This window comes from Curtobacterium sp. MCPF17_003, from assembly GCF_003224385.1.
Classification (GTDB): Bacteria; Actinomycetota; Actinomycetes; order Actinomycetales; family Microbacteriaceae; genus Curtobacterium; species Curtobacterium flaccumfaciens.
The window spans coordinates 1-21718 of record NZ_QKLC01000016.1; the positions used below are offsets into that span (position 1 = coordinate 1).

Below are 21718 nucleotides of genomic sequence, written 5' to 3' on the forward strand. Positions count from 1 at the left end.
TATAAGAGACAGGCCACCGCCCGCCGCCCCGCACGCACGACGGCCCGCCCCGGCAGAACCGGAACGGGCCGAAGGAGCGGAGCGAACCGCCGGCGTCAGTGCGCCGCGGCGGGGATGCTCCCGGTCGTGGCGGATCCGGCACGTGCGAGCCGCTCGACCCGCACCGACTGCCGGTTGATGAGCAGGCCGCCGGCGAGGGCGACGAGCACGAGCACCCCGGCCGAGATGCCGAACGCCGCGTGGTAGCCGTCGAGCGTCGCCTGGGCCTGCTGCAGCTTGGTCGGGGCGGCGGACAGCCCGGACAGGCTGTTCGACACCACGTCGGCGAAGATCGTCGACAGCAGCGCCGTGCCGATCGAGCCACCGATCTGCTGCATGGTGTTGACCGTCGCCGAGGCCACGCCGGCGTCGGCCCGTGCGACCCCGGTCGTCGCGGTGTTCATCGCGGACGAGAAGATCGTGCCCATGCCGAGGCCGATCACGATCAGCGCCGGCAGGACGGTGCCCGCGTAGGAGCTGTCCAGGTCGGTGCGGAGCAGCAGGAGGAGCCCGGTCGCGGCGACCAGGCCACCGGCGAAGATGAGCACCTTCGGCCCGACGCGCGGCAGCAGGCGGCCACCGATCTGCGTCGCCGAGATCATGATCGACAGCGGCATCGGCAGGAACGCGAGACCGGTCTGCAGCGAGCTGAACCCGAGGGTCTGCTCCAGGTAGTAGGTCAGGAACAGGAAGATGCCGAACATGCCGATCGCGACCAGGCCGATCGCGATGAACGAGCCGCCGCGGTCACGGTCGAGCACGACGCGCAGGGGCAGCAGCGGGTGGGCGACGCGGGTCTCGATGAACACGAACGCGGCGATCAGCACGACGCCGCCAGCGAGCATGGCGATCGTGACGGGGGAGTCCCAGCCGTTCGTCTCGGCGTTCGAGAAGCCGTAGACGACGCCGACCAGCCCGAGCGTGATGGTGATGACCCCGAGGACGTCGATGCGCGGACGCTCGACCTTCGGCGGGCGCTCCATGAAGACCAGGGCGCCGATCACACCGAGCACGGCGAAGACGACGTTGACGTAGAGGCACCAGCGCCACGAGGCGTACTCGGTCAGCACGCCGCCGAGCAGCAGGCCGATGGCCGCACCCGAGCCGGCGATGGATCCGAAGATGCCGAACGCGCGACCGCGCTCCTTGGGGTCGCGGAACGTGGTGGTCAGCATGCCGAGTGCGGACGGGGCGAGCAGTGCGCCGAAGACACCCTGCAGCGCGCGGGCCGCGACGAGCAGGCCGAACGAGTCGGCCAGGCCACCGAGCACCGAGGCGACGGCGAAGCCGACGAGCCCGATGATGAAGGTGTTCTTGCGGCCGAACAGGTCGCCGAGACGACCGCCGAGCAGCAGCAGCGAGCCGAACGCCAGCGAGTACGCGGTGACGATCCACTGTCGCTGGTCGGTGCCGAAGTCCAGGTCGGCCTGGGCGGAGGGCAGGGCGATGTTCACGATGGTCGCGTCGAGCACGACCATCAGCTGTGCGAGGGCGATGACCGCCAGGGCGATCCAGCGGCGGTTGCTCTTGGCGGGGGTGGTGCCCGGAGTCGTGGGTGCTGTCCCGGTGGGGGTCGGCACGGTGTGTTCTGCCGTCACGGCAGCCTCCTTCGAGAAGGTTGGAGGGTGGGGTGGAGGTGCGCGCCGTCGGGCACTCCGGAGATGTGGTGGTGACGAAACCGGATGCAGGGCATCCGTTTGTGGTCAGTGTAGACCGAAACGGAAGGAGTGCATCCACTTGTTCCCAGAAAGTGCAACTACGGTCGGATCGTGAGCACCACCGACTCTGCGTCCGACCTCGAGCGACCGCTGCGCGCCGACGCAGCGCGCAACCGCGAGCTGATCCTGCAGACGGCGCGCAAGTGCTTCGCGGAGCGCGGGCTCTCCGTCACCTTGAACGACATCGCGCACGAGGCCGGCGTCGGGGTCGGCACCGTCTACCGACGCTTCGCCGACAAGGACTCCCTGATCGAGGCGCTGCTCGCCACCAAGTTCGAGGCCATGAACGACGCCGCAGCGCGTGCCGCGGACGTGTCCGACCCGCGTGAGGCGCTCCGGGTGTACCTGATGGGCGTCTTCGCGTTCCGTGCACGCGACCGTGCCCTCGCCGACGCCATCGTCCGTGCCGGCAAGGCCCGTCCGTCCATCGTGCAGGAGCGCGACCGGCTCGAACGTCAGGTCGCCGCGATCATCGGCCGTGCCGAGACCGCCGGCGTCGTCCGCCCCGGCTTCGACTCCCGGGACCTGCCGATGCTCACCGCGATGGTCGGTGCGGTCGCCGACGCCACCCGCGAGCACGACCCGGACGCCTGGCGTCGCTACGCGGAACTCCTGATCCAGGGCGTCCTGCCGGGCACGGGCGACACCGCGCCGATGCTCGGCGACCCGCTGGACCGCGAGTCGATCGAGCGCGCGCTGCACGCGCAGTCCTGACCAGGGACCCACCGGAGGCCCGTGGCGGCGCCGCCACGGGCCTCCAGTCCGGCGGTGGTCGCCACCAGAGCGGCCAGCGCGACGGGCGCGGCCGGACCGGCCGGATCGGCTACAGCCAGCTGGGGATCCAGTAGTGCGACCGGACGAAGTCCCACGGCACCTGCATCGCCGTCCACATCGGGTACCAGTAGACCGAGGCCAGCACGACGACGCCCAGGTACACGCCGACCCACAGGATCGCCCGTGACCGGCGTGACCGTTCGTCGCTCCGCCTGCCGAGCACCAACCCGATCGCGGCGGCCAGCGCCATCACCATGTAGGGCTCGAAGGCGATCGTGTAGAACTGGAACACCGTCCGGTCGACGTACATCAGCCAGGGCAGGTACCCCGCCGCGACGCCGAGCAGGACGAAGCCGTACTCCCACTTCCGGCGCAGGACCCAGAGCACGAGCAGCGCCACCGTGGCGATGACCGAGGCGTACCAGATGAACGGGTTCGCGATGCCGGTGATCGCCTCGCCGCAGCGGTTCGCCCAGCAGCCGTCCTGCCCGGCGTCCGTGCCGACGTAGAACATCGACGTCGGGCGCTGCATCACGAGCCAGAGCAGCGGGTTCGCCTGGTACGAGTGCGGGGTGTGCAGTCCGATGTTGAAGGCGTAGATCTCCGACTGGTAGTGCCACCAGTTCTGCAGGCTGTCCGGCACCCAGGCGAGCAGCCCGGTCCAGCGTTCGCCGCCCGAGGACAGCCAGTTGCGGTCCCAGCCGTCCTTCGACACGAACCAGCCCGTCCACGACGCCACGTAGGTCACCGCGGCGATCGGCACGGTCAGCAGGAACGACACCGGTGCCTGCTGCAGCAGCGCGCTCGACGACCAGAACTCGACCCCGGCGCGGCGGCGCATCATCATGTCGCTCAGCACGGAGTACACGGCGAAGAACGCCAGGAAGTACACCCCCGACCACTTCGTCGCCGCTGCCAGCCCCAGGGCCAGGCCCATCGCGAACAACCACGGCCGCCACCAGAGCACCGGACCCCACAGGGTGGTCCGGCCGGCGGCGGCGCGGGCGGCGACCCACTCGTCGAGTCGCCGTTGACCCTGCCGACGGTCGAGCAGCAGCGCCCCGAACCCGAGGATGACGAAGAAGGTCAGGATGCCGTCGAGGAGCGTCACCCGCGACATCACGATCGCCTGCCCGTCGATCGCGAGCAGGAAGCCGGCGAGCGTGCCGATCATCGTCGAACGGAACAGCGACCGGGCGATCACCGCGGTGAGGAACACCGTCGCGATGCCGAGCACGGCCACCGTGAAGCGCCAGCCGAACGAGTTGTCGGCCCCGAACAGCAGCATCCCGAGGCCGATGAGGTACTTGCCGAGCGGCGGGTGGGCGATGAACTCCGCGGCGCTCGTGAAGATGTCCGTCTCGCCGCGAACGAACCGGTCGTCGGTCGTCGGGGCGGTGTCACCGCTCGGGTTCGCGGGCCAGGTGCCCTCGTACCCGAGGTGCACGATCGACCAGCCGTCCTTGACGTAGTAGGTCTCGTCGAACACGAGCGAGTGGGGGGTGCCGAGGTTCACCAGCCGCAGCACGGCGGCGAGGAGCGTCACCGCGAGCGGACCCGTCCACCGCCACACGGCGACCCGCTGCGACGTGGAGAGCACCCGCCCCCACCAGTCGTCCAGGCGCGAGCCGACCGGCCGGTCGGGCACGGCCGTGCGGTCGTCGGTCAGCTCGCTGGTCATCGCTGAGCATCCTACGGATCGACCGCATGTCCCCGCTGCGACGGCGGTGCTCGCGCCGCGCGGCCGCGCCGGAGTCGCCGTGCGGGGACAATGGGTGCGTGATCGTCCTCGCAGCAACGCCCATCGGCAACCTCGGGGACGCCTCGCGCCGTCTCGTCGAGACCCTCTCCAACGCCACGGTCGTCGCGGCGGAGGACACCAGGACCGCCATCCACCTGATGCGCGCCCTGGGCATCGAGAACCGTCCGCGGCTCATCGCCCTGCACGAGCACAACGAGCGGGCGAAGGCGTCCGAGGTCGTCGAACTCGCCCGCGACGAGGACGTCGTCGTCCTCACCGACGCCGGCATGCCCGCGATCAGCGACCCCGGCTTCCCGCTCGTCGAGGCCGCCGTGGCCGCCGGGGTCACCGTCACCGCCCTGCCCGGGCCGTCGGCCGTGCTCATGGCGCTCGCCGTGTCCGGGCTGCCCACCGACCGCTTCACGTTCGAGGGGTTCCCGACCCGCAAGGCCGGGGAGCGCCGCCGGGCGTTCCAGGCGCTGGCGGGGGAGCAGCGGACGATGGTGTTCTTCGAGTCGCCGCACCGGCTGGCCGAGACCCTGGCGGACATGGCCTCCGGGTTCGGGGGTGACCGCCGCGCCGCGGTCTGCCGCGAGCTCACGAAGCTGTACGAAGAGGTCCGTCGCGGGCCGCTGGACGAACTCGTCACGTGGGCGTCCGAGGGTGTGCGTGGCGAGATCTGCATCGTCGTCGCCGGCGCCGCGGAGGCCACCGAAGAAGCCACGCTCGACGACGGGGTGCGCCTGGTGCTCGAGCGGGTGGCCGCCGGCATGCGCATGAAGGAGGCCGCCGCGGCGGTCGCGGACGCGACCGGGCTGTCGAAGCGGGACCTGTACGAAGGGGCGCTCGCGGCGCGCTGAGCGGGCACGTCACGTTCGCGTCCGCCGGTCTGGAGGCGCGTGGCGGGCCCGTCACGGGCCTCCAGGACCCGGTTCTCCACAGTCCACCGCCGCACGCGTCATCGGGGTTCCGTGCGCCCGTAGGATGGTCCGCATGTCCGCCGGGTCCTCGTTCAGCATCACCACGCCGATCTTCTACGTGAACGACGTGCCCCACATCGGGCACGCCTACACCGAGGTCGCCGCGGACTTCCTCGCGCGCTGGCACCGGCAGCGCGGTGACGACACCTGGCTGCTCACCGGCACCGACGAGCACGGGCAGAAGATCCTGCGCACCGCCTCGGCGAACGACGTCTCACCCAAGGAATGGGCCGACCGCCTGGTCAACGATGCCTGGAAGCCACTGCTCGACACGGTCGACGTCGCGAACGACGACTTCATCCGCACCACCGACGAACGGCACGAGCGTGGCGTGACGGCGTTCCTGCAGAAGCTCTACGACGACGGCTTCATCTACGCCGGCGAGTTCGAGGGCTTCTACTGCGTGGGCTGCGAGGAGTACAAGCAGCCGAGCGACCTGGTCGCCGGGACCGGTGCCTACGAGGGCCAGCAGGTCTGCGCGATCCACTCGATCCCGGTCGAGGTACTGGCCGAGCGCAACTACTTCTTCCGGATGTCCGACTTCGAGCAGCGCCTGCTCGACCTGTACGAGTCGAACCCGCTGTTCATCCAGCCCGAGAGCGTCCGCAACGAGATCATCTCGTTCGTCAAGCAGGGGCTCCGCGACCTGTCGATCTCGCGCTCCAGCTTCGACTGGGGCATCAAGATCCCGTGGGACAGCGACCACGTGCTGTACGTGTGGTTCGACGCCCTGCTCAACTACGTCACGGCGCTCGGCTACGGCACCGACGACGACGAGGCCTTCCGGCGCCTCTGGCCGAGCGTGCACATCGTCGGCAAGGACATCGCCCGCTTCCACGCCGTCATCTGGCCGGCGATGCTCATGGCCGCCGGGCTGCCCGTGCCGGAGCGCGTCTTCGGCCACGGCTGGCTGCTCGTCGGCGGCGAGAAGATGTCCAAGTCGAAGCTGACCGGCATCGCGCCGTCGGAGATCACCGACACGTTCGGGTCCGACGCCTTCCGCTACTACTTCCTGCGCGCCATCACCTTCGGGCAGGACGGCAACTTCAGCTGGGAAGACATCTCGGCGCGCTACCAGGCCGAGCTCGCGAACGGCTACGGCAACCTGGCGTCACGCCTGGTCGCCATGCTGCAGAAGTACTGCGACGGCGAGGTCCCGGCGCGCGGTGCGCTGACCGAGTCCGACCAGGCGATCGATGCCCTGGCCGTCTCGGTCACCGAGCGTGCCGACGCCGCCATCGCCGCCTTCGCCCCGCACGAGGCCATCGCGAGCGTGTGGGAGCTCGTCGACGCCCTGAACGGGTACATCACCGAGCAGGCGCCGTGGGCCCTGGCGAAGGACGACGCCAACCGCGAGCGCCTCGGTACCGTCCTGACCACCGCGCTCCGTGGCCTCGGCACCGTCACCGTCCTGCTGTCCCCGGTCATGCCGAAGGCGACCGAGAAGCTCTGGGCCTCGATCGGCGCCGGCGGGTCCGTCGCCGAGCAGCGGGTCGACCGTGCGTTCGAGTGGCAGGGTGCGTCGCACGTGGTGCCGCTCGAGAGCGGGCTCTTCCCGCGGATCGAGCAGGTCTCCGCGTGACCGACGCCGAGTCGCACGTCCGGTCCCGCGGTGACGGGGCGTCCGGTGGGTCGAAGCGCGACCTGACGTACCCGCCGCTGCCGCAGGCGCTCGTCGTGCCGGTGTACGACAACCACACCCACATGGAGATCGCCGACGGTGTCGGCGACGGGGGTGACGGTCCGCTCGAGTACCGCGAGCACCTCGACCGTGCCTCGAGCGTCGGCGTGCGTGGAGTCGTGCAGGTCGGCACGGACCTCGCCACCTCGGAGTGGTCCGCGTCGATCGCCGCTCGGGAGCCCCGGGTCCTGGCAGCCGTCGCGTTGCACCCGAACGAAGCGCCCGTGCTGCAGGAACAGGGGCTGCTCGACGAGCACCTCGCCGGCATCGAACGGCTCGCCGCGCTGCCGCGGGTCCGGGCAATCGGTGAGACCGGCCTCGACTTCTTCCGCACCGGCGAGGACGGCCGCGACGCCCAGGTCCGATCGTTCGAGGAGCACATCCGCATCGCGAAGGAGCACGACCTCGCGCTGACGATCCACGACCGCGACGCACACGACGCCGTGGTCGAGGTCCTCGACCGCGTGGGTGCCCCGGAGCGGACCGTCTTCCACTGCTTCTCCGGCGGCCCGGACCTCGCCCGGCTCTGCGCCGAGCGCGGCTGGTACATGTCCTTTGCCGGCACCGTGACGTTCAAGAACGCCGCACTGCTGCGTGAAGCCCTGGTCGTCGCCCCGCGGCACCTGATCATGATCGAGACGGACGCGCCGTTCCTGACGCCCACCCCGTTCCGCGGTCGCCCGAACGCGCCGTACCTCATCCCGCTCACCCTGCGGTCGATGGCGGAGACGCTCGGCACGGACGCCTCGATGCTCGCGGCCCAGATCGCCTCGAACACCGAGCTCGTCTACGGCGCGTGGGACGCCGAGCCCGTGACGGTGGACGAGTAGTCGTGGGCGCACTGCTCGGCCCGGCGGAGATCCGGGAGCTCGCGGCCGAACTCGACGTCACCCCGACGAAGAAGCTCGGCCAGAACTTCGTGCACGACGCCAACACCGTGCGGCGGATCGTGTCGGTCGCCGGTGTGACCCCGTCGGCTCAGGTGCTCGAGATCGGCCCGGGGCTCGGGTCGTTGACGCTCGGGCTCACCGAGACCGGCGCCCCCGTCACCGCCGTCGAGATCGACAAGCGCCTGGCCGCCAAGCTGCCGTCGACGGTGTCGTCGATGCAGCCGGACGCGTCGCTGACCGTCGTGCAGCAGGACGCCATGACCGTCGCCGCGTCGGACCTCGACACCGCACCGACGCACCTGGTCGCGAACCTGCCGTACAACATCTCCGTCCCCGTGCTGCTGCACCTGCTCGCGACCTTCCCGTCGATCGAGCGGTCACTCGTGATGGTGCAGGCCGAGGTCGGGTACCGGCTCGCCGCCACCCCCGGCAGCAAGGTCTACGGGTCGCCGAGCGTCAAGGCTGCCTGGTACGGCGCGTGGAGCACCGCGGGACTGGTCAGCCGCCAGGTCTTCTGGCCGGTGCCGAACGTCGACAGCGTGCTGGTGGCGTTCGACCGGCACGAGCCCCCGGGCGACGAGGCCCTGCGGTCGCAGGTGTTCGCCCTGGTCGACGCGGCGTTCCAGCAGCGCCGCAAGATGCTGCGGCAGAGCCTGTCCGGCGTGCTCGGCGGCAGCGCGCACGCGTCCGAGGTCCTGGCAGCGGCGGGCATCGACCCGACCGCTCGGGGCGAGGCGATCGGTGTCGACGACTTCGTGCGGCTCGGGCGGACGGTCCTCGCTGCTGCCGAGTGACATCTGGCCAACGGACAGGCAGCGAAATACGGAATGTTCGGTGGCGTCCGTTCGGCGCTCCTACGGTTGACTCCATCAACCAAGGAGGCATCGTGCGACCAGCCGAATCACCCCGCCCGCTCCGCCGTGTCCCGACCGAGGCGCAGGCCGCAGAGGGACGTCTTCGAGCGCTTCGGCGAGCTGACCTCGACCATCAGCGAGCAACGAGCATCTCCACTGCGGCGGAACGTCGAGCCCTCTTCGCCGGCACCCCGCGACCGGAGGGCACGTTCGAAGAACGTCGCGAGCGCCGGCGACGAGCGTCCGAGTTGATCGATCCGGACTTCTGGGTCGAGCCGACCGCGGCGTTCCACAGTCGACTCTGACCGTGTTCGGTCGACTCGAGCCGCATCAGTTCGACGAGCACCGGGTCCTCGAGTTCAACGACTGCGCCGCCAGGCCGGACGTCGTCCTCGTCGGCTCCAGTTTCGTCCGGAGCGCCCTGCGCCGATGCGAGCGTCAGGATGCCGAGGTGGTCACGTTCCTCGATCACCTCGACCTGGTCGGCACGGAGATCCTGTACAGCGCCTACACGGAGTTCGAGGTGCTGCAGGCTGCTCATGGGATGGGTGCGGAAGCCGCTCGTCGCCACGTCGCTGCGTGGAGGGAATTGCTGCGGTCGACTCAAATGCACTGGGTCGGGATCGATGCCGTCAGCGACGAGGTCCCGCACCTCATGGAGCAGTTCGGACTGACCGTCTCGGGTGCCGTGCACGTCGCAACAGCGGCGAACTGGGAGGTCGACGGCTTCGTGACGGTCGATCCGGCATTCGGGGTGGTCGACAAGGAGCGCCTGCCGAGGTTCCGTGGTCCGTGCGAGCCGGGGTGCCTCGCACCGAACACGGAACCTCGCACCGTGCGAACGCCGGCCGTCGCCTGTCTCAGTGCTCGCGGGACGCCATCATCTCGAGGATCTGCTGGTGGTTGCCGTTCCGCTCGGCGAAGCGCAGCGGGTGCACGTTCTGCACCAGGATCTCCGGGGCAGCGCCGGACTCGATGAGCGCCATGACCTCGTCGGCGAAGGCGTCGAGCGGCATCCCGCCGAAGTCGGCACCGCCCATCAGGTCGGTCGACACCGCCGGGGGAGCGAGCTCGAGCACCTCGACGGACGAACCGACGAGCTGCTGACGGAGGGCCTGGGTGTACGAGTGCACCCCGGCCTTCGTGGCGTTGTAGGTCGGCGTCGCGGTCAGCGGGACGAACGCGAGGCCTGAGGTGACGGTCATCAGCGTCGCGGCGGGCTGCTCGAGCAGGTGCGGCAGGAACGCGTCGATGAGCCGGATCGTGCCGACCAGGTTCGTCTGGATGGTCTCGATCGCGTCGTCCATGTGGTCGGAGGAGCGCAGGTCCTCGTTCCGCATGATCCCGGACATGGTGATCAGGGTGTTCAGCGAGGGGTACGCCTCGAGCACGGTGGAAGCGGCCGACGCGATCGAGTCAGCATCGCTGACGTCGATCTGCACGGTGCCGAAGCCGTGCTCGGCGGCGAGGGAGTCGAGGAGCGCCTGGCGGCGCCCGCCGATGACGACGGTGCTGCCGGCGGCCTGCAGACGCTGGGCGAGGGCGAGACCGATGCCCGAGGTCGCGCCGGGGATGAAGACGGTGGAGTTCGTGATGTCCATGACCACCACGATGCTCCGTGGACAGGGTCGCAACCAGAGCGCGGTCATCGGGGGATCGGCGATCCCTGGCACCCGGGCAGGAAGCGGACGATGATCGACCCATGGACCGTGCCGCGCTCGCCGACTTCCTCCGCCGTCGCCGCGAGCTGCTGCGCCCCGAGGACGTCGGCCTCGGGCAGGGGCCACGACGCCGGACCCCGGGGCTCCGCCGTGAAGAGGTCGCTGCCCTCGCCGGCATGTCCGTCGACTACTACACGCGACTCGAGCAGCAGCGCGGACCGCAGCCGTCCGAGCAGATGATCGCCGCGATCGCCCGGGCTCTGCGCTGCAGCCTGGACGAGCGCGACCACCTGTTCCACCTGGCCGGGCAGAACGCCCCGACCCGCATGCACCGCGCCGACCACGTCGACCCGGCGATCCTGCGGGTGCTCGACCGGCTCGAGGACACCCCGGCGATCGTCGTCAGCCACCTGGGCGAGACCCTGGTCGAGAACCGGCTCGCGGCGGCGCTCCTCAGCAGCTCGGTCGACCTGCCGGGCAACCGGCGGTACCAGGCGTGGCGGTGGTTCGTGACGGGTGAGGAGCTCGCGAAGTACGCACCCGAGCAGCACGAGCGGCTGGGGCGGGTGGTGGTCGCGTCGCTCCGGGCGACCGTCGGGCTCGCGGGCCCGGGAGACCGCCGGGCGACCGAACTCATCGCCGAGTTGCAGGCGCGCAGCCCCGAGTTCTGCGACCTCTGGGCCAAGCACGAGGTGGCCACACGCTGGTCGGACAACAAGACGATCGTGCAGCCGGAGCTCGGGCGCATCACCGTCGACTGCCAGGTCTTGCACACCGACGACCAGGCGCAGGCACTGCTGCTGTTCACCGCGCCTCCAGGATCGGAGGACGCGCAGAAGCTCGAGCTCCTCGGCGTCGTCGGACAGCAGACCTTCGCCGGCTGACGACCTCGCACCGTGCGAACAGCGCCCCGAGAAGCAACGCCACGTCACACACTTGGCCGCGTGCGGTATACCGTGCCTAGGGTGGGGGCGTGAGCACTCCGCGCGTGTACGTCATCCACGAGAACCCCGAGTGGTTCCCCCCGCTCGCCGCCGCCTTCGAGGCCGAGGGCGTCCCCGTCGAGGAGATCCTGCTGACCGAGGGGCAGATCGACCTCGCGGCCGAGCCGGCACCCGGCGTCTACTGGAGCCGCATGTCCGCGAGCTCCCACACCCGCGGCCACGAGCACAGCAAGGAGTACACCCGGGCGATCCTCGGCTGGCTCGAGCGTGCCGGCCGCCAGGTCGTCGGCGGCAGCCACGTGCTCGAGCTCGAGGTGTCCAAGGTCGCCCAGCACGGTCTCCTGCAGCAGGCCGGGTTCGACGTGCCGCGCACGACCGCCGTGTTCGGCACGACGACGCTCGAGGACGCAGCCCGCACCTTCACCGACGGGCAGGACGTCCCCTTCATCACGAAGCACAACCAGGGCGGCAAGGGCCTGGGCGTGCGGCGGTTCGACTCGCTCGTCGAGTTCGACGCCTACGTCGACAGTCCCGAGTTCGAGGCCCCGGTCGACGGCATCACCCTGCTGCAGGAGTACCTGACGGCCCGCGAGCCCTTCATCACCCGCGTCGAGTTCGTCGGCGGCGAGTTCGTGTACGCGGTCCGCGTCGACACGAGCGCCGGCAGCTTCGAGCTCTGCCCCGCCGACGCGTGCGAGGTGCCCCAGGTCATCGCGGGTGCCGTCTGCGACGTCCCCGGCACCGAGACCCTCGGCGCGCCCCCGGCGTTCGCCGTCCGGACCGAGATCACCGCCGAGCACCCGCTGGTCCAGCAGCTCCGCACGTTCCTCGCCGACCAGCGCATCTCCATCGCGGGCGTCGAGTTCATGGAGACGACGGACGGCCGCACCGTCGTCTACGACATCAACACGAACACGAACTACAACCCCGCGGTCGAGGAGTCCGCGCCGGCCTCCGGCCCGCGCTCCATCGCGAAGTACCTCGGTGGTCTGCTGGAGACGCAGTACGCGGCGCAGCTCACGGCCTGAGAACGCAAGAACCACCGGACTGGAGGCCCGTGGCGGGCCCGCCACGGGCCTCCAGTCCGCCTTTCCCACACCCCAAGGAACCAACGTGCGATTCGGATACTGGACCCCGCTCTTCGGCGGCTGGCTGCGCAACGTCGACAACGAGAACATGCCGGTCACCTTCGACTACGTGAAGCGCCTGGCGCAGCGCGCCGAGCGGATCGGCTTCGACCTGACGCTCGTGCCGGAGCTCAACCTCAACGACATCAAGGGCACGGCGGCGCCCTCGCTCGAGGCGTGGTCGCTCGCGGCGGCCATCGCGGCGACGACCGAGCGCCTGGAGATCATGGCGGCGATGCGTCCCGGGTACCACCTGCCCGCGGTGACGGCGAAGCAGGCGGCGACGATCGACGACATCTCGTGCGGCCGGTTCACCTTCAACGTCGTGAGCGCCTGGTGGGCTGAAGAGGCGAAGCAGTACGGCGGGATCTTCTCGGAGCACGACGACCGGTACAAGCGCACCGCGGAGTTCGTCGAGGTCATGAAGGGCCTGTGGCGCGAGACCCCGTACTCGTTCTCGGGCGAGTACTACGACATCGAGAACGCGCACCTCGAGCCGAAGCCCCGCGTGACGCCGCGCATCTACGCCGGTGGGGAGAGCGAGGCCGGCAAGGCAGCGATCACCGGGTACGCCGACGCCTACGTCACGCACGGCGGCACGGTCGAGGAGCTCCGCGCGAAGATCGACGAGATGAAGCAGCGTCGCGTCGACGCCGGCCTGCCGCCGTTCGAGGCGTTCGGCATGGCCGCGTACGTCATCGTGCGGGAGACCGAGGAAGAAGCGCAGGCCGAGCTCGCCCGGATCACCGACGTGCAGCACGGCAAGGCGTACGAGTCGTACCAGGACTTCATCTCGAAGTCGCAGCTCGAGCACGTGCCCTCGCTCGAGGACTACTCGGTGTCGAACCGCGGCCTGCGCCCCGGTTTCGTGGGGACGCCGTCGCAGGTGGCGGACCGCATCCGGGAGTTCGAGGACGCCGGCGTCGACACGCTCCTGCTGCAGTTCTCGCCGCAGCTCGAGGAGATGGACCGGTTCGGCGAGCAGGTCATCCCGCTCGTCCGACAGTCGGTCGGGGCGCAGTCCTGATGGGGGCCGCGCCGACCAACGCGGAGGACGGCTGGGCGTTCGAGACCCGCCAGATCCGCGCCGGCTTCAAGGCCGACCCGGGCTGGGGCGCGAACGTGCCGCCGATCGCACAGAGCGCCGCGTACGTCTACCCGTCGGGCGAGGACGCCGCCGCGCGCTTCATGCTCGACGCCCCCGGCCACACCTACACGCGGGTGAACAACCCGTCGGCGGCAGCCCTCGAACGCCGGATCGCCGACCTCGAGGGCGGGATCGGTGCGCTGGCGTTGGCCTCCGGGCAGGCGGCGACGTCGCTGGCCGTGCTCGGTGTCGCACGCGCCGGTGACCACGTGGTGTCGAGCGCCTCGCTCTACGGCGCGACCTACACGTTGTTCGCGTCGACCCTGCGGGACCTCGGCATCACCTTCACGTTCGTGCAGGACCCGACCGACCTGTCCGAGTGGGCGGCGGCGGTGCGTCCGGAGACGAAGGCGTTCTTCGGCGAGTCCATCCCGAACCCCCGCGGGGACGTCCTGGACTTCGCCGGAGTGGCCGGGGTCGCGCACGGGGCCGGTGTGCCGCTCATCGTCGACAACACCATCGCGACGCCGTACCTGGTGCGCCCGATCGAGCACGGCGCCGACATCGTCGTGCACTCCGCGACGAAGTACCTGGCCGGACACGGCAGCGCCATCGCCGGGCTCATCGTCGACAGCGGGAACTTCGACTGGGCGGCCCACGCCGACGCCTACCCGCAGCTGGCCACGACCGAGCAGTCCGGCTTCGCGAACACGAACTTCGCCGAGAAGTTCGGGCGACGGGCGTTCATCCAGCGCACCCGCTCGAAGCTGTCCGCCGACCTCGGGCCCGCGATCGCACCGTTCAACGCGTTCCTGGTGCTGCAGGGCATCCAGACGCTGTCGCTCCGGATGGACCGGCACGTGTCGAACGCCGCCACCGTGGCGACCTGGCTCGACGCACACGACCAGGTCGAGCACGTGCACTACGCCGGCCTGCCGGACTCGCCGTGGCACCACCTGCAGCAGCGCTACGTGCCGAAGGGGCCGTCGGCGGTGCTGTCGTTCGACCTCGCCGGCGGGGTCGCCGCGGGTCGACGGTTCGTGGCGGCGCTCGAGCTGTTCGACCACGTCTCGAACCTCGGTGACGTCCGCTCGCTCGTCGTGCACCCGGCATCGACCACCCACGTGCAGATGACCTCTACCGAGCGGGCGGCCGCCGGGGTGGGGGACGGTCTCATCCGCCTGTCGATCGGCCTCGAGCACATCGACGACATCACCGCGGACCTGGCGCGGGGGTTCACGGCAGCCGCAGCGGGATAGGTTGGGCGCATGACCACGTTGGCCGCACCGACCCGCGTGCGGACGCGCGCCCCCGGCAAGATCAACGTGTTCCTGTCCGTCGGGGCGTTGCAGGACGACGGCTACCACGACGTCGCCACGGCGTACCAGGCGGTGTCCCTGTACGAGGACGTCACCGCCGAGGCCGCCGACGACTTCTCGGTCACCTTCACGGGGCCGATCGACACGAGCACCGTGCCGGTCGACGAGTCGAACCTGGCCATCCGTGCGGCCCGGCTCGTGGCCGACGCGGCCGGACACCGCGGTGGTGTGCGGCTGACCATCGACAAGCAGGTGCCCGTCGCCGGCGGCATGGGCGGTGGGTCCGCGGACGCCGCGGCGACCCTGCTCGCCGTCGACACGCTCTGGGGCACCGCGCTCGGTCGCGAAGAGCTGCTCCGCCTCGCCGCGCAGCTCGGCGCCGACGTGCCGTTCGCCTTCGCCGGCGGCACCGCCGTGGGCACCGGCCGCGGTGACGAGCTGAGCCCCGCGCTGGCCAAGGGTGAGTTCCACTGGGTCCTCGCCCTGAGCGACGACGGGCTGAGCACCCCCGCCGTCTACCGTGCGCTCGACGAGCACCGGGAGCGGTACCGAGCCGACATCTCCCCGGCGCCGTCGCACCCCGTGGTCGAGGCCAACGTGCTGCAGGCCCTGCGCGCGGGCGACCCCGACCTGCTCGCCGACTGCGTCCACAACGACCTGCAGGCACCGGCCATGCGGCTGCAGCCCCGGCTCGCGGCGACCCTGGAACTCGGTGAGAAGTCCGGTGCCCTGGCCGGCCTGGTGTCCGGAAGCGGCCCGACCGTGGCGTTCCTGGTGGGCGACCGTGACGCCGCGCTCGAGCTGCAGGTCGAGCTCAGCGCCGCCGGCCTCGTCGCACTCCGCGCCACCGGCCCGGTGCACGGCGCACGCGTGGTGCACTGACCCGACGCCCCGGCGCAGCCGTCGGCGGCTGGCCGGCAAGCGTCAGCGGCTGTACTTCCAGAGGATGACCGTGCCGGTGTGCCAGTAGCGCACGACGTGGAAGCCCTCGGCCACGAGGGTCTCGGTGACCTGCGGGCGGATGTTCCGCGACTTGCCGCCGACGAACCACACGGTGTCGATGCCGGAGATCCGCTCGGGCACGGTCGTGGCCACGTCGCCGTTGACGTTCCAGAGCTGTCCGCGTTCGGCACCGGTCTCGGCGACGGCGAGGTCGCGCATCCCGGTGAAGGCTTCGGGGTAGGAGTCGGCGATGACCTGCGCGGTGGTGCCCGGGTGCTCCCAGACGCTGCCGAAGACGACGCCCTCGTTCCGGTCGGTGCGCCGGTCCCGCTCGCGCTCGATGATGGCCGCCGCGTTCGCCCAGTGCGAGTCCTGCTTGGCGTGGGGCAGCCGGACGATCGTGCTCGTCGGTGCCGACACGAGCAGCATCCCGACGACCGCGAGCGCCAGCCACCGCCGGGGTCGGATAGCCGTGATCGCCAAGCCGATGAGCAGCGCGACGAACGCCAGGCTCAGGCTGGCGTACTTCGGGGAGTACAGGTGCTCCCCGGCCGCGGTCGCGCCGACGAGCAGTGCGGTGGGGAGGATCGTCAGGGGGACGGCGACGCGCACGGCCTGCAGCCGCAGCAGGTCGCGGGCGGCCGGGGCAGGACGTCGGGCGGCACGCACGGCGAGCACGACGCCGACGATCATCAGCACCCACCCGAGCACCGCGTACGGCCAGACGGCACCGAACCAGGCGGTCGCGACGACCTGACGCACGGTGGCCCACCCGACTCCGGTGATCCAGCCGACCTGCTTGGCCTGCCCGGCGGCGAGGACGATGAACGGCGACACCACGAGCGCGGCCCCGACGGCGGCGACGCCCCAGCGCACGAACGCGGCGCGGTCGACCACCGGCGAGGACACCGGACCGCTGCGCTGCGAGAGCACGGCGTCGCGCCGTGCGGCACGGTCGGCGACGGCGGTCCAGAGGAGCACGACCCCGTGCGCGACGACGGCCAGGGCCAGGTAGACGTTGAACAGCACGGCGACCACGGCGAGCAGGCCGTAGACGACCCACCACCGGGTCGCGTGGTGCCGGATCCGGGTGCGCCGGACCGCGGTGATCCCCACGAGGGTCAGCGTGACGGCGAAGGTCGTGACGGTGGCGTACGGTCGCCCCTCGGTGCCGGCCCACGCGACGCGCGGCAGGACCAGGAACACGATCCCGGAGACGACGCCGAGCCGCACGCCGCCGAGACGACGGCCGAGGGCGACGACGAGCCCGGCGGAGACCCCGATGGCCAGGGCACTCGGGAACCGCAGCGTGAACGGCGAGTACCCGACGAGCGTGAACCAGACGTGCATCACGGCGTAGTACAGGCCGTGGACGGCGTCGACGTTCTGCAGTTCGGCCCAGAGCGCCGGCCAGCTCCGCTGTGCGCTCGCGATGGTCGCGGCCTCGTCGTACCAGACCGACGGCACCCAGCTGAAGGCCGCTGCGCCGACGACGCCGAGCGCGCCGACGGTGATCTCCGGGGTCCGTGCGAGGGCCCGGACGGCGGCCGCGACGAGCCCCAGCGAGCGCGCGCGCACCGACGTGTCCGACGTCGTGCGTCGGACCGGGACGGTACCGGTACGCGGGGAACTCACGCCCGCGACCGTACCGATCGGCTCTGGGGATCCGCCGCGTCCCGGCACTGAACTCTCACATGCAGGAGTTCGGTGCGACGGGCCAGAATGACGGGATGGAACCCCTCGTCGCCCCCGCCGCCGCGCTCTCCCCGGGACGGACGCAGCTCGGTTCGCGGACCGCCGCGCTCGCCGACGTCGGGGTCACCGGGCTGCGACGCCTGGCCACATCGCGCATCCTCGTCGTCGGGGCCGGCGGGCTCGGGGCGCCGGTGGTCGCGTACCTCGCCGGGATCGGTCGGCTCACCGTGGTCGACCCCGACGTGGTCGACGGCTCGAACCTGGCCAGGCAGACGCTCTTCACGGCCGCCGACGTCGGCTCGCCGAAGGCACGGGTCGCGATCGCCCGAGCCGTCGCGGTCGACCCCGAACTCGACGCGGTCGCCGTGGTCGCGTCGTTCACGCCGGACCTGGTCGCCGGACACGACGTCGTGGTCGACGCCGCCGACTCGGTCGTGGTCACCCGAGCGATCTCGGACGCCTGCGCCGCGGCCGGCGTGCCGTTCGTGTGGGGCACCGTGCTCGGCCACGACGGGCAGGTCAGCGTCTTCCGCGACGCCGGGCCGGACGGCGTCGACTTCCACGACCTGCACCCCGACGCCCTGCCCGACGAGGGCTCGTGCGCCCTCGACGGCGTCGTCCCCGCACTGTGCGGCGCGGTCGGTGCGGTGATGGCGGGACAGGTCTTCGCGTTGGTCACCGGCACCGGCGACCCGCTGCTCGGACGCGTCCTGACCGTCGACGCCCGCCGGTGGCGCTGGACCGAGAGCCCCGTCCGTCGCGGGCCCGCCTCGCGTCGACCGGCACCCGCATCCGCCGTCACGACGCCGCGCATCGCGCCGTCCGCCCTGGCCGCCAGGGTGGCGGACCCGTCGGACCCGCTGGTCGTCGTCGACGTCCGGACCGACGAGGAACGCGCAGCCGGCGTGGTCGCCGGTGCCGTCACCGACGACACCGGTGCGGACGAGGTCGTCGTGTACTGCGCACGCGGGCCCCGTGCGGACGCGTGGGCGGCGCGGCAGCCGGCCGGGAGGCGCGTGGCGGTCCTCGACGGCGGCTTCGAGGCCTGGCGTCGCGAGGGGCTGCCCGTGGCGATCGAGCACCGGTCCTGACCCAGCCCACTCACCCTCACCGGGTCTGGCACCGCATCCGCGGATAGGATCGGGCGATCATGACGCAACTGCGGGTACGGGACGCTGCGGCCTTCCTCGGGATCAGTGACGACACCGTTCGACGGCTCGTCGACGGGGGCACCTTCACCCGGGCCACGGACGACGCGGGGCGAGCCGTGGTCGACGGTCGCGAGGTCGCCGCGTACGCACGGGATCGCAGCTCCGAGCTGACCGACCCGGCGTCCGCGGTGAAGAGCTCGGCGCGCAACCGCTTCGTCGGGATCGTCACCGACCTGGTCGTCGACACCGTGATGGCGCAGGTCGAGCTGCAGTGCGGCCCGCACCGCGTGGTGTCCCTGATGAGCGCCGAGGCCGTCCGCGACCTGGGGCTCGAGGTCGGGTCCGTCGCGGTGGCGTCCGTCAAGGCCACGATGGTCGCCGTCGAGGCACCCGCCCATCAGGAGGACCCCCGATGACCCGTCTCCGGCCGTTCGCGGCGCTGGCCCTCGCCGCCACCGTCGCCCTCGGGCTCGCTGCGTGCACGGCTCCGGACACGGGCTCGGGGGCGTCGACCCCGGCGGGCTCCGACACCGAGGGGCCGACCGGTTCGATCACCGTCTTCGCCGCCGCGTCCCTGCAGCAGACCTTCACGACCCTGGGCGAGCAGTACGAGACCGCGCACCCCGGCGCCTCGATCCGGTTCTCGTTCGCCGGCTCCAGCGACCTCGTCACCCAGATCCAGAACGGCGCCCCCGCCGACGTGTTCGCCGCGGCGGACCAGGCGAACATGGCGAAGCTGACCTCGGGTGACCTGGTGACCGGGTCGCCGCGGGCCTTCGCCACGAACACGCTCGAGATCGCGGTCGCCCCGGGCAACCCGCGGGGCATCGGTGGCCTCGACGACCTGACGGCTCCGGGCGTCCGGCTCGTCACCTGCGCCGCCCCGGTGCCGTGCGGTGCCGCGACGGCGAAGGTCGAGTCCGCATCGGGCGTCGATCTCGAGCCCGTCAGCGAGGAGCAGTCCGTCACCGACGTGCTCGGCAAGGTCGAGTCCGGTCAGGCCGATGCCGGCCTCGTCTACGTGACGGACGTCCGAGGGACCGGCGGCAAGGTCGACGGGGTCCCGTTCGACGAGTCGAGCAAGGCCGTCAACACGTACCCGATCGGTGTGCTCCGGGAATCCGGGGACCCGGAGCTCGCGCAGGCGTTCTCGGAGTACGTCCGCTCCGCCGCCGGGCAGCGCGTGCTCTCCGACGCGGGCTTCGGGAAGCCCTGACCCGTGGCTCCGCGCGCTGACGGACGGCCACCGGTCGCGTGGTGGCTCCCGCTGCCCGCGGTGCTCGGCGGATTGTTCGTCGTCGTGCCCGTGCTCGCGATGCTCGGCCGGGTGGACTGGTCGTCGTTCGTCGGGCTCGTGACCTCGACCGCGTCGCTGACCGCGCTCGGCCTCAGCCTCGGCACGGCGCTCGCGGCCACCGGCGTCGCGTTCGTCCTCGGGTACCCGCTCGCCGTGCTGTTCGCGCGGTCGGCGTCGCGCTGGGTCGGCGTCGCACGAGCCGTCGTGCTCCTGCCGCTCGTGCTGCCGCCGGTGGTCGGCGGCCTCGCGCTGCTCGCGGCCTTCGGTCGGCTCGGCGTGGTCGGGGCCTTCCTCGACGACCACGGGCTGCACATCGCGTTCACCACGACGGCGGTGGTCATCGCGCAGACCTTCGTCGCGATGCCGTTCCTGGTGTCCTCGGTCGAGGGGGCGCTCCGCGTCGAGGGCGACCGCTACGAGCGGGTCGCCGCGACCCTGGGTGCCGGGCCGACTCGGACGTTCCTGACCGTCACGACGCCGCGGGTGCTGCCGGGGATCGTGTCGGGGCTCGTGCTCTGCTTCGCCCGGGCGCTCGGCGAGTTCGGAGCCACCCTGACCTTCGCCGGCAGTCTGCAGGGGGTCACGCGGACCCTGCCGCTCGAGGTCTACCTGCAGCGCGAGGTCGACCCGGACACCGCGGTGGCCCTGGCGGTCGTGCTCGTCGTGGTGGCCGTCGTCGTCATCGGGGCCTCGTCGTTCCGGACCCGCGGAGCCCTGGCGTGACGGCCGAGGGCGCGGCGGGTGTCTGGGCGCGCGTCGTCGTCGGGTCGCGGGACGTCGACGTCGCGATCGAGGTCCGCGCGGGGGAGTGCCTGGCGGTCATCGGGCCGAACGGTGCGGGCAAGTCGACGGTGCTCGAGGTCCTGGCCGGACTGCTGCCGATCGACTCCGGGCGGATCGAACTCGACGGGGTCCAGGTCTCGAGCCCACGGCACACCGTGCCCGCGCACCGTCGTCGGATCGGACTCGTCGCGCAGCGGTCCGACCTGTTCCCGTTCCTCGACGTCGTCGGGAACGTCGCCTTCGGACCCCGAGCCGCCGGAGCCGGTCGCGCCGCGGCCCGGCAGCTCGCCCGCCACGCGCTCGACGCCGTCGGGGCCGCCGAACTGGCCACCCGCGACCCCGGAACACTCTCGGGCGGTCAGGCGCAGCGCGTCGCGATCGCCCGCGCGCTCGCCACCGACCCGGCGGTCCTGCTGCTCGACGAACCGACCTCGGCGCTCGACGTCGGCGCGCAGGACGAGGTCCGCGCGGCACTCCGGACCGCGGTCGCCGGCCGGCCCGCGGTGCTCGTCACCCACGACCCGGTCGAGGTCGTCGCCCTGGCCGACCGCGTCGTCGTGCTCGAGGGTGGACGGGTGGTCGAGCAGGGCACCCCCGCCTCCGTGCTCGGTCGTCCGACGAGTGCGTTCGCCGCGACGTTCTCCGGACTCGCGCTGGTACACGGGACCGCCACCGGGGGTGGGATCGCGATCGACGGCGGTGGCGAGCTGGCGTCGGGGGCGCACGCCGTGCCTCCCGGCCGGCCCGCCCTGGCCGCCTTCCACCCGACGGCCGCCGTGCTGACGCGGGACGGTGCCGGAGCTGCGCGCACCGTGTCGTCGCTCGAGCCGCGCGACGGACTGGTGCGGGTGCGGGCCGGTGACCTGGTGGCGGACCTGACGCTCGCGCGGCTGACCGCGCTCGGGATCGCCCCCGGCGACGCGGTGCGCATCGACGTCCCCGCAGCCGAGGTGGCGGTCTACGCGCCCCGCGGTTGAGGAACGGGCGCCGGATCGGGCGTACCTGATCGGATCGGGCGTACCTGGTCGGAAGTTC

Annotated in this window: 20 protein-coding genes; 15 read left to right on the forward strand and 5 right to left on the reverse strand. The window is 71.6% G+C overall.

Annotation, left to right across the window (positions count from 1 at the left end):
* Positions 1-95: 95 nt before the first annotated feature.
* Positions 96-1637 carry an MFS transporter gene (locus tag DEJ30_RS14400; protein WP_110862400.1) on the reverse strand — a complete coding sequence of 514 codons (1542 nt, stop codon included), beginning with the start codon at positions 1635-1637 and terminating at the stop codon, positions 96-98.
* A 171-nt stretch (positions 1638-1808) separates the two neighbouring features.
* Between DEJ30_RS14400 and DEJ30_RS14405 the strand changes: the two genes are divergently transcribed.
* Complete coding sequence (locus DEJ30_RS14405) at positions 1809-2471, forward strand: TetR/AcrR family transcriptional regulator (RefSeq protein WP_181420151.1); 663 nt, start codon at positions 1809-1811, stop codon at positions 2469-2471.
* A gap of 109 nt (positions 2472-2580) precedes the next feature.
* Here the strand turns inward: DEJ30_RS14405 and DEJ30_RS14410 are convergent, their stop codons facing one another.
* Positions 2581-4212: a dolichyl-phosphate-mannose--protein mannosyltransferase gene (locus tag DEJ30_RS14410; RefSeq protein ID WP_110862402.1), complete on the reverse strand. Its 1632-nt coding sequence runs from the start codon at positions 4210-4212 to the stop codon at positions 2581-2583.
* A gap of 98 nt (positions 4213-4310) precedes the next feature.
* Between DEJ30_RS14410 and rsmI the strand changes: the two genes are divergently transcribed.
* The 4 genes from rsmI to rsmA all read left to right on the forward strand — a co-directional run bounded on the left by rsmI (position 4311) and on the right by rsmA (position 8617).
* A complete protein-coding gene (rsmI, locus tag DEJ30_RS14415; RefSeq protein WP_110862403.1) occupies positions 4311-5132 on the forward strand; it encodes a 16S rRNA (cytidine(1402)-2'-O)-methyltransferase in 822 nt (273 codons plus the stop codon).
* 133 nt (positions 5133-5265) lie between these two features.
* Complete coding sequence (metG, locus tag DEJ30_RS14420; protein ID WP_110862404.1) at positions 5266-6834, forward strand: methionine--tRNA ligase; 1569 nt, start codon at positions 5266-5268, stop codon at positions 6832-6834.
* A complete protein-coding gene (locus DEJ30_RS14425; protein ID WP_110862405.1) occupies positions 6831-7763 on the forward strand; it encodes a TatD family hydrolase in 933 nt (310 codons plus the stop codon). Before metG ends, DEJ30_RS14425 begins: the two co-directional genes overlap by 4 nt.
* A 2-nt stretch (positions 7764-7765) precedes the next feature.
* Positions 7766-8617: a 16S rRNA (adenine(1518)-N(6)/adenine(1519)-N(6))-dimethyltransferase RsmA gene (gene rsmA, locus DEJ30_RS14430; protein ID WP_110862406.1), complete on the forward strand. Its 852-nt coding sequence runs from the start codon at positions 7766-7768 to the stop codon at positions 8615-8617.
* Positions 8618-8810: 193 nt separating this feature from the next.
* On the opposite strand, the gene DEJ30_RS14435 is transcribed toward rsmA, so the two are convergent.
* Both DEJ30_RS14435 and DEJ30_RS14440 read right to left on the reverse strand, forming a co-directional pair.
* Complete coding sequence (locus DEJ30_RS14435) at positions 8811-9371, reverse strand: hypothetical protein (RefSeq protein WP_146238606.1); 561 nt, start codon at positions 9369-9371, stop codon at positions 8811-8813.
* A gap of 166 nt (positions 9372-9537) precedes the next feature.
* Positions 9538-10278, reverse strand: a complete 741-nt coding sequence (locus tag DEJ30_RS14440; protein ID WP_110862454.1) for an SDR family oxidoreductase — start codon at positions 10276-10278, stop codon at positions 9538-9540.
* Between the two features lie 101 nt (positions 10279-10379).
* On the opposite strand from DEJ30_RS14440, the gene DEJ30_RS14445 reads away from it, so the two are divergent.
* The 5 genes from DEJ30_RS14445 to DEJ30_RS14465 all read left to right on the forward strand — a co-directional run bounded on the left by DEJ30_RS14445 (position 10380) and on the right by DEJ30_RS14465 (position 15697).
* Entirely contained in the window at positions 10380-11222 is an 843-nt protein-coding gene (locus DEJ30_RS14445) for a helix-turn-helix transcriptional regulator (RefSeq protein ID WP_110862408.1), read from the forward strand.
* A gap of 89 nt (positions 11223-11311) precedes the next feature.
* Positions 11312-12310 carry a RimK family alpha-L-glutamate ligase gene (locus DEJ30_RS14450; RefSeq protein ID WP_110862409.1) on the forward strand — a complete coding sequence of 333 codons (999 nt, stop codon included), beginning with the start codon at positions 11312-11314 and terminating at the stop codon, positions 12308-12310.
* Positions 12311-12395: 85 nt separating this feature from the next.
* Entirely contained in the window at positions 12396-13436 is a 1041-nt protein-coding gene (locus tag DEJ30_RS14455; protein ID WP_071406522.1) for an LLM class flavin-dependent oxidoreductase, read from the forward strand.
* A complete protein-coding gene (locus DEJ30_RS14460; RefSeq protein WP_110862410.1) occupies positions 13436-14755 on the forward strand; it encodes an O-acetylhomoserine aminocarboxypropyltransferase/cysteine synthase family protein in 1320 nt (439 codons plus the stop codon). Before DEJ30_RS14455 ends, DEJ30_RS14460 begins: the two co-directional genes overlap by 1 nt.
* Positions 14756-14764: 9 nt before the next feature.
* Positions 14765-15697 (forward strand): 4-(cytidine 5'-diphospho)-2-C-methyl-D-erythritol kinase, encoded by a 933-nt coding sequence (locus tag DEJ30_RS14465; protein WP_027466065.1) that lies wholly within the window; start codon positions 14765-14767, stop codon positions 15695-15697.
* A 42-nt stretch (positions 15698-15739) separates the two neighbouring features.
* Here DEJ30_RS14465 and DEJ30_RS14470 read toward each other — a convergent pair whose 3' ends face one another.
* Positions 15740-17392, reverse strand: coding sequence for a glycosyltransferase family 39 protein (locus tag DEJ30_RS14470; RefSeq protein WP_110862411.1), 1653 nt, complete (start codon positions 17390-17392; stop codon positions 15740-15742).
* Positions 17393-17487: 95 nt separating this feature from the next.
* Here DEJ30_RS14470 and DEJ30_RS14475 point away from each other — a divergent pair, with 95 nt between their 5' ends.
* From DEJ30_RS14475 to DEJ30_RS14495, 5 genes are read left to right on the forward strand one after another with little or no spacing between them, the layout of a single operon-like run.
* Complete coding sequence (locus tag DEJ30_RS14475; RefSeq protein WP_181420152.1) at positions 17488-18543, forward strand: ThiF family adenylyltransferase; 1056 nt, start codon at positions 17488-17490, stop codon at positions 18541-18543.
* Positions 18544-18602: 59 nt separating this feature from the next.
* Entirely contained in the window at positions 18603-19019 is a 417-nt protein-coding gene (locus DEJ30_RS14480; protein ID WP_110862413.1) for a molybdopterin-binding protein, read from the forward strand.
* Positions 19016-19819 carry a molybdate ABC transporter substrate-binding protein gene (gene modA, locus DEJ30_RS14485; RefSeq protein WP_110862414.1) on the forward strand — a complete coding sequence of 268 codons (804 nt, stop codon included), beginning with the start codon at positions 19016-19018 and terminating at the stop codon, positions 19817-19819. Before DEJ30_RS14480 ends, modA begins: the two co-directional genes overlap by 4 nt.
* 3 nt (positions 19820-19822) lie before the next feature.
* Positions 19823-20623, forward strand: coding sequence for an ABC transporter permease (locus DEJ30_RS14490; protein WP_110862415.1), 801 nt, complete (start codon positions 19823-19825; stop codon positions 20621-20623).
* Positions 20620-21660, forward strand: coding sequence for an ABC transporter ATP-binding protein (locus DEJ30_RS14495; protein WP_110862416.1), 1041 nt, complete (start codon positions 20620-20622; stop codon positions 21658-21660). The genes DEJ30_RS14490 and DEJ30_RS14495 overlap by 4 nt, the downstream gene beginning before the upstream one ends.
* The last annotated feature ends 58 nt before the right edge of the window (positions 21661-21718 follow it).

Coding starts and splice junctions, on each gene's coding strand:
- DEJ30_RS14410 (WP_110862402.1), bottom strand. CDS start 4,212: ATGACCAGCGAGCTGACCGACGACCGCACGGCCGTGCCCGACCGGCCG.
- metG (WP_110862404.1), top strand. CDS start 5,266: ATGTCCGCCGGGTCCTCGTTCAGCATCACCACGCCGATCTTCTACGTG.
- DEJ30_RS14440 (WP_110862454.1), bottom strand. CDS start 10,278: ATGGACATCACGAACTCCACCGTCTTCATCCCCGGCGCGACCTCGGGC.
- DEJ30_RS14445 (WP_110862408.1), top strand. CDS start 10,380: ATGGACCGTGCCGCGCTCGCCGACTTCCTCCGCCGTCGCCGCGAGCTG.
- DEJ30_RS14460 (WP_110862410.1), top strand. CDS start 13,436: ATGGGGGCCGCGCCGACCAACGCGGAGGACGGCTGGGCGTTCGAGACC.
- DEJ30_RS14465 (WP_027466065.1), top strand. CDS start 14,765: ATGACCACGTTGGCCGCACCGACCCGCGTGCGGACGCGCGCCCCCGGC.
- DEJ30_RS14475 (WP_181420152.1), top strand. CDS start 17,488: ATGGAACCCCTCGTCGCCCCCGCCGCCGCGCTCTCCCCGGGACGGACG.
- DEJ30_RS14480 (WP_110862413.1), top strand. CDS start 18,603: ATGACGCAACTGCGGGTACGGGACGCTGCGGCCTTCCTCGGGATCAGT.
- modA (WP_110862414.1), top strand. CDS start 19,016: ATGACCCGTCTCCGGCCGTTCGCGGCGCTGGCCCTCGCCGCCACCGTC.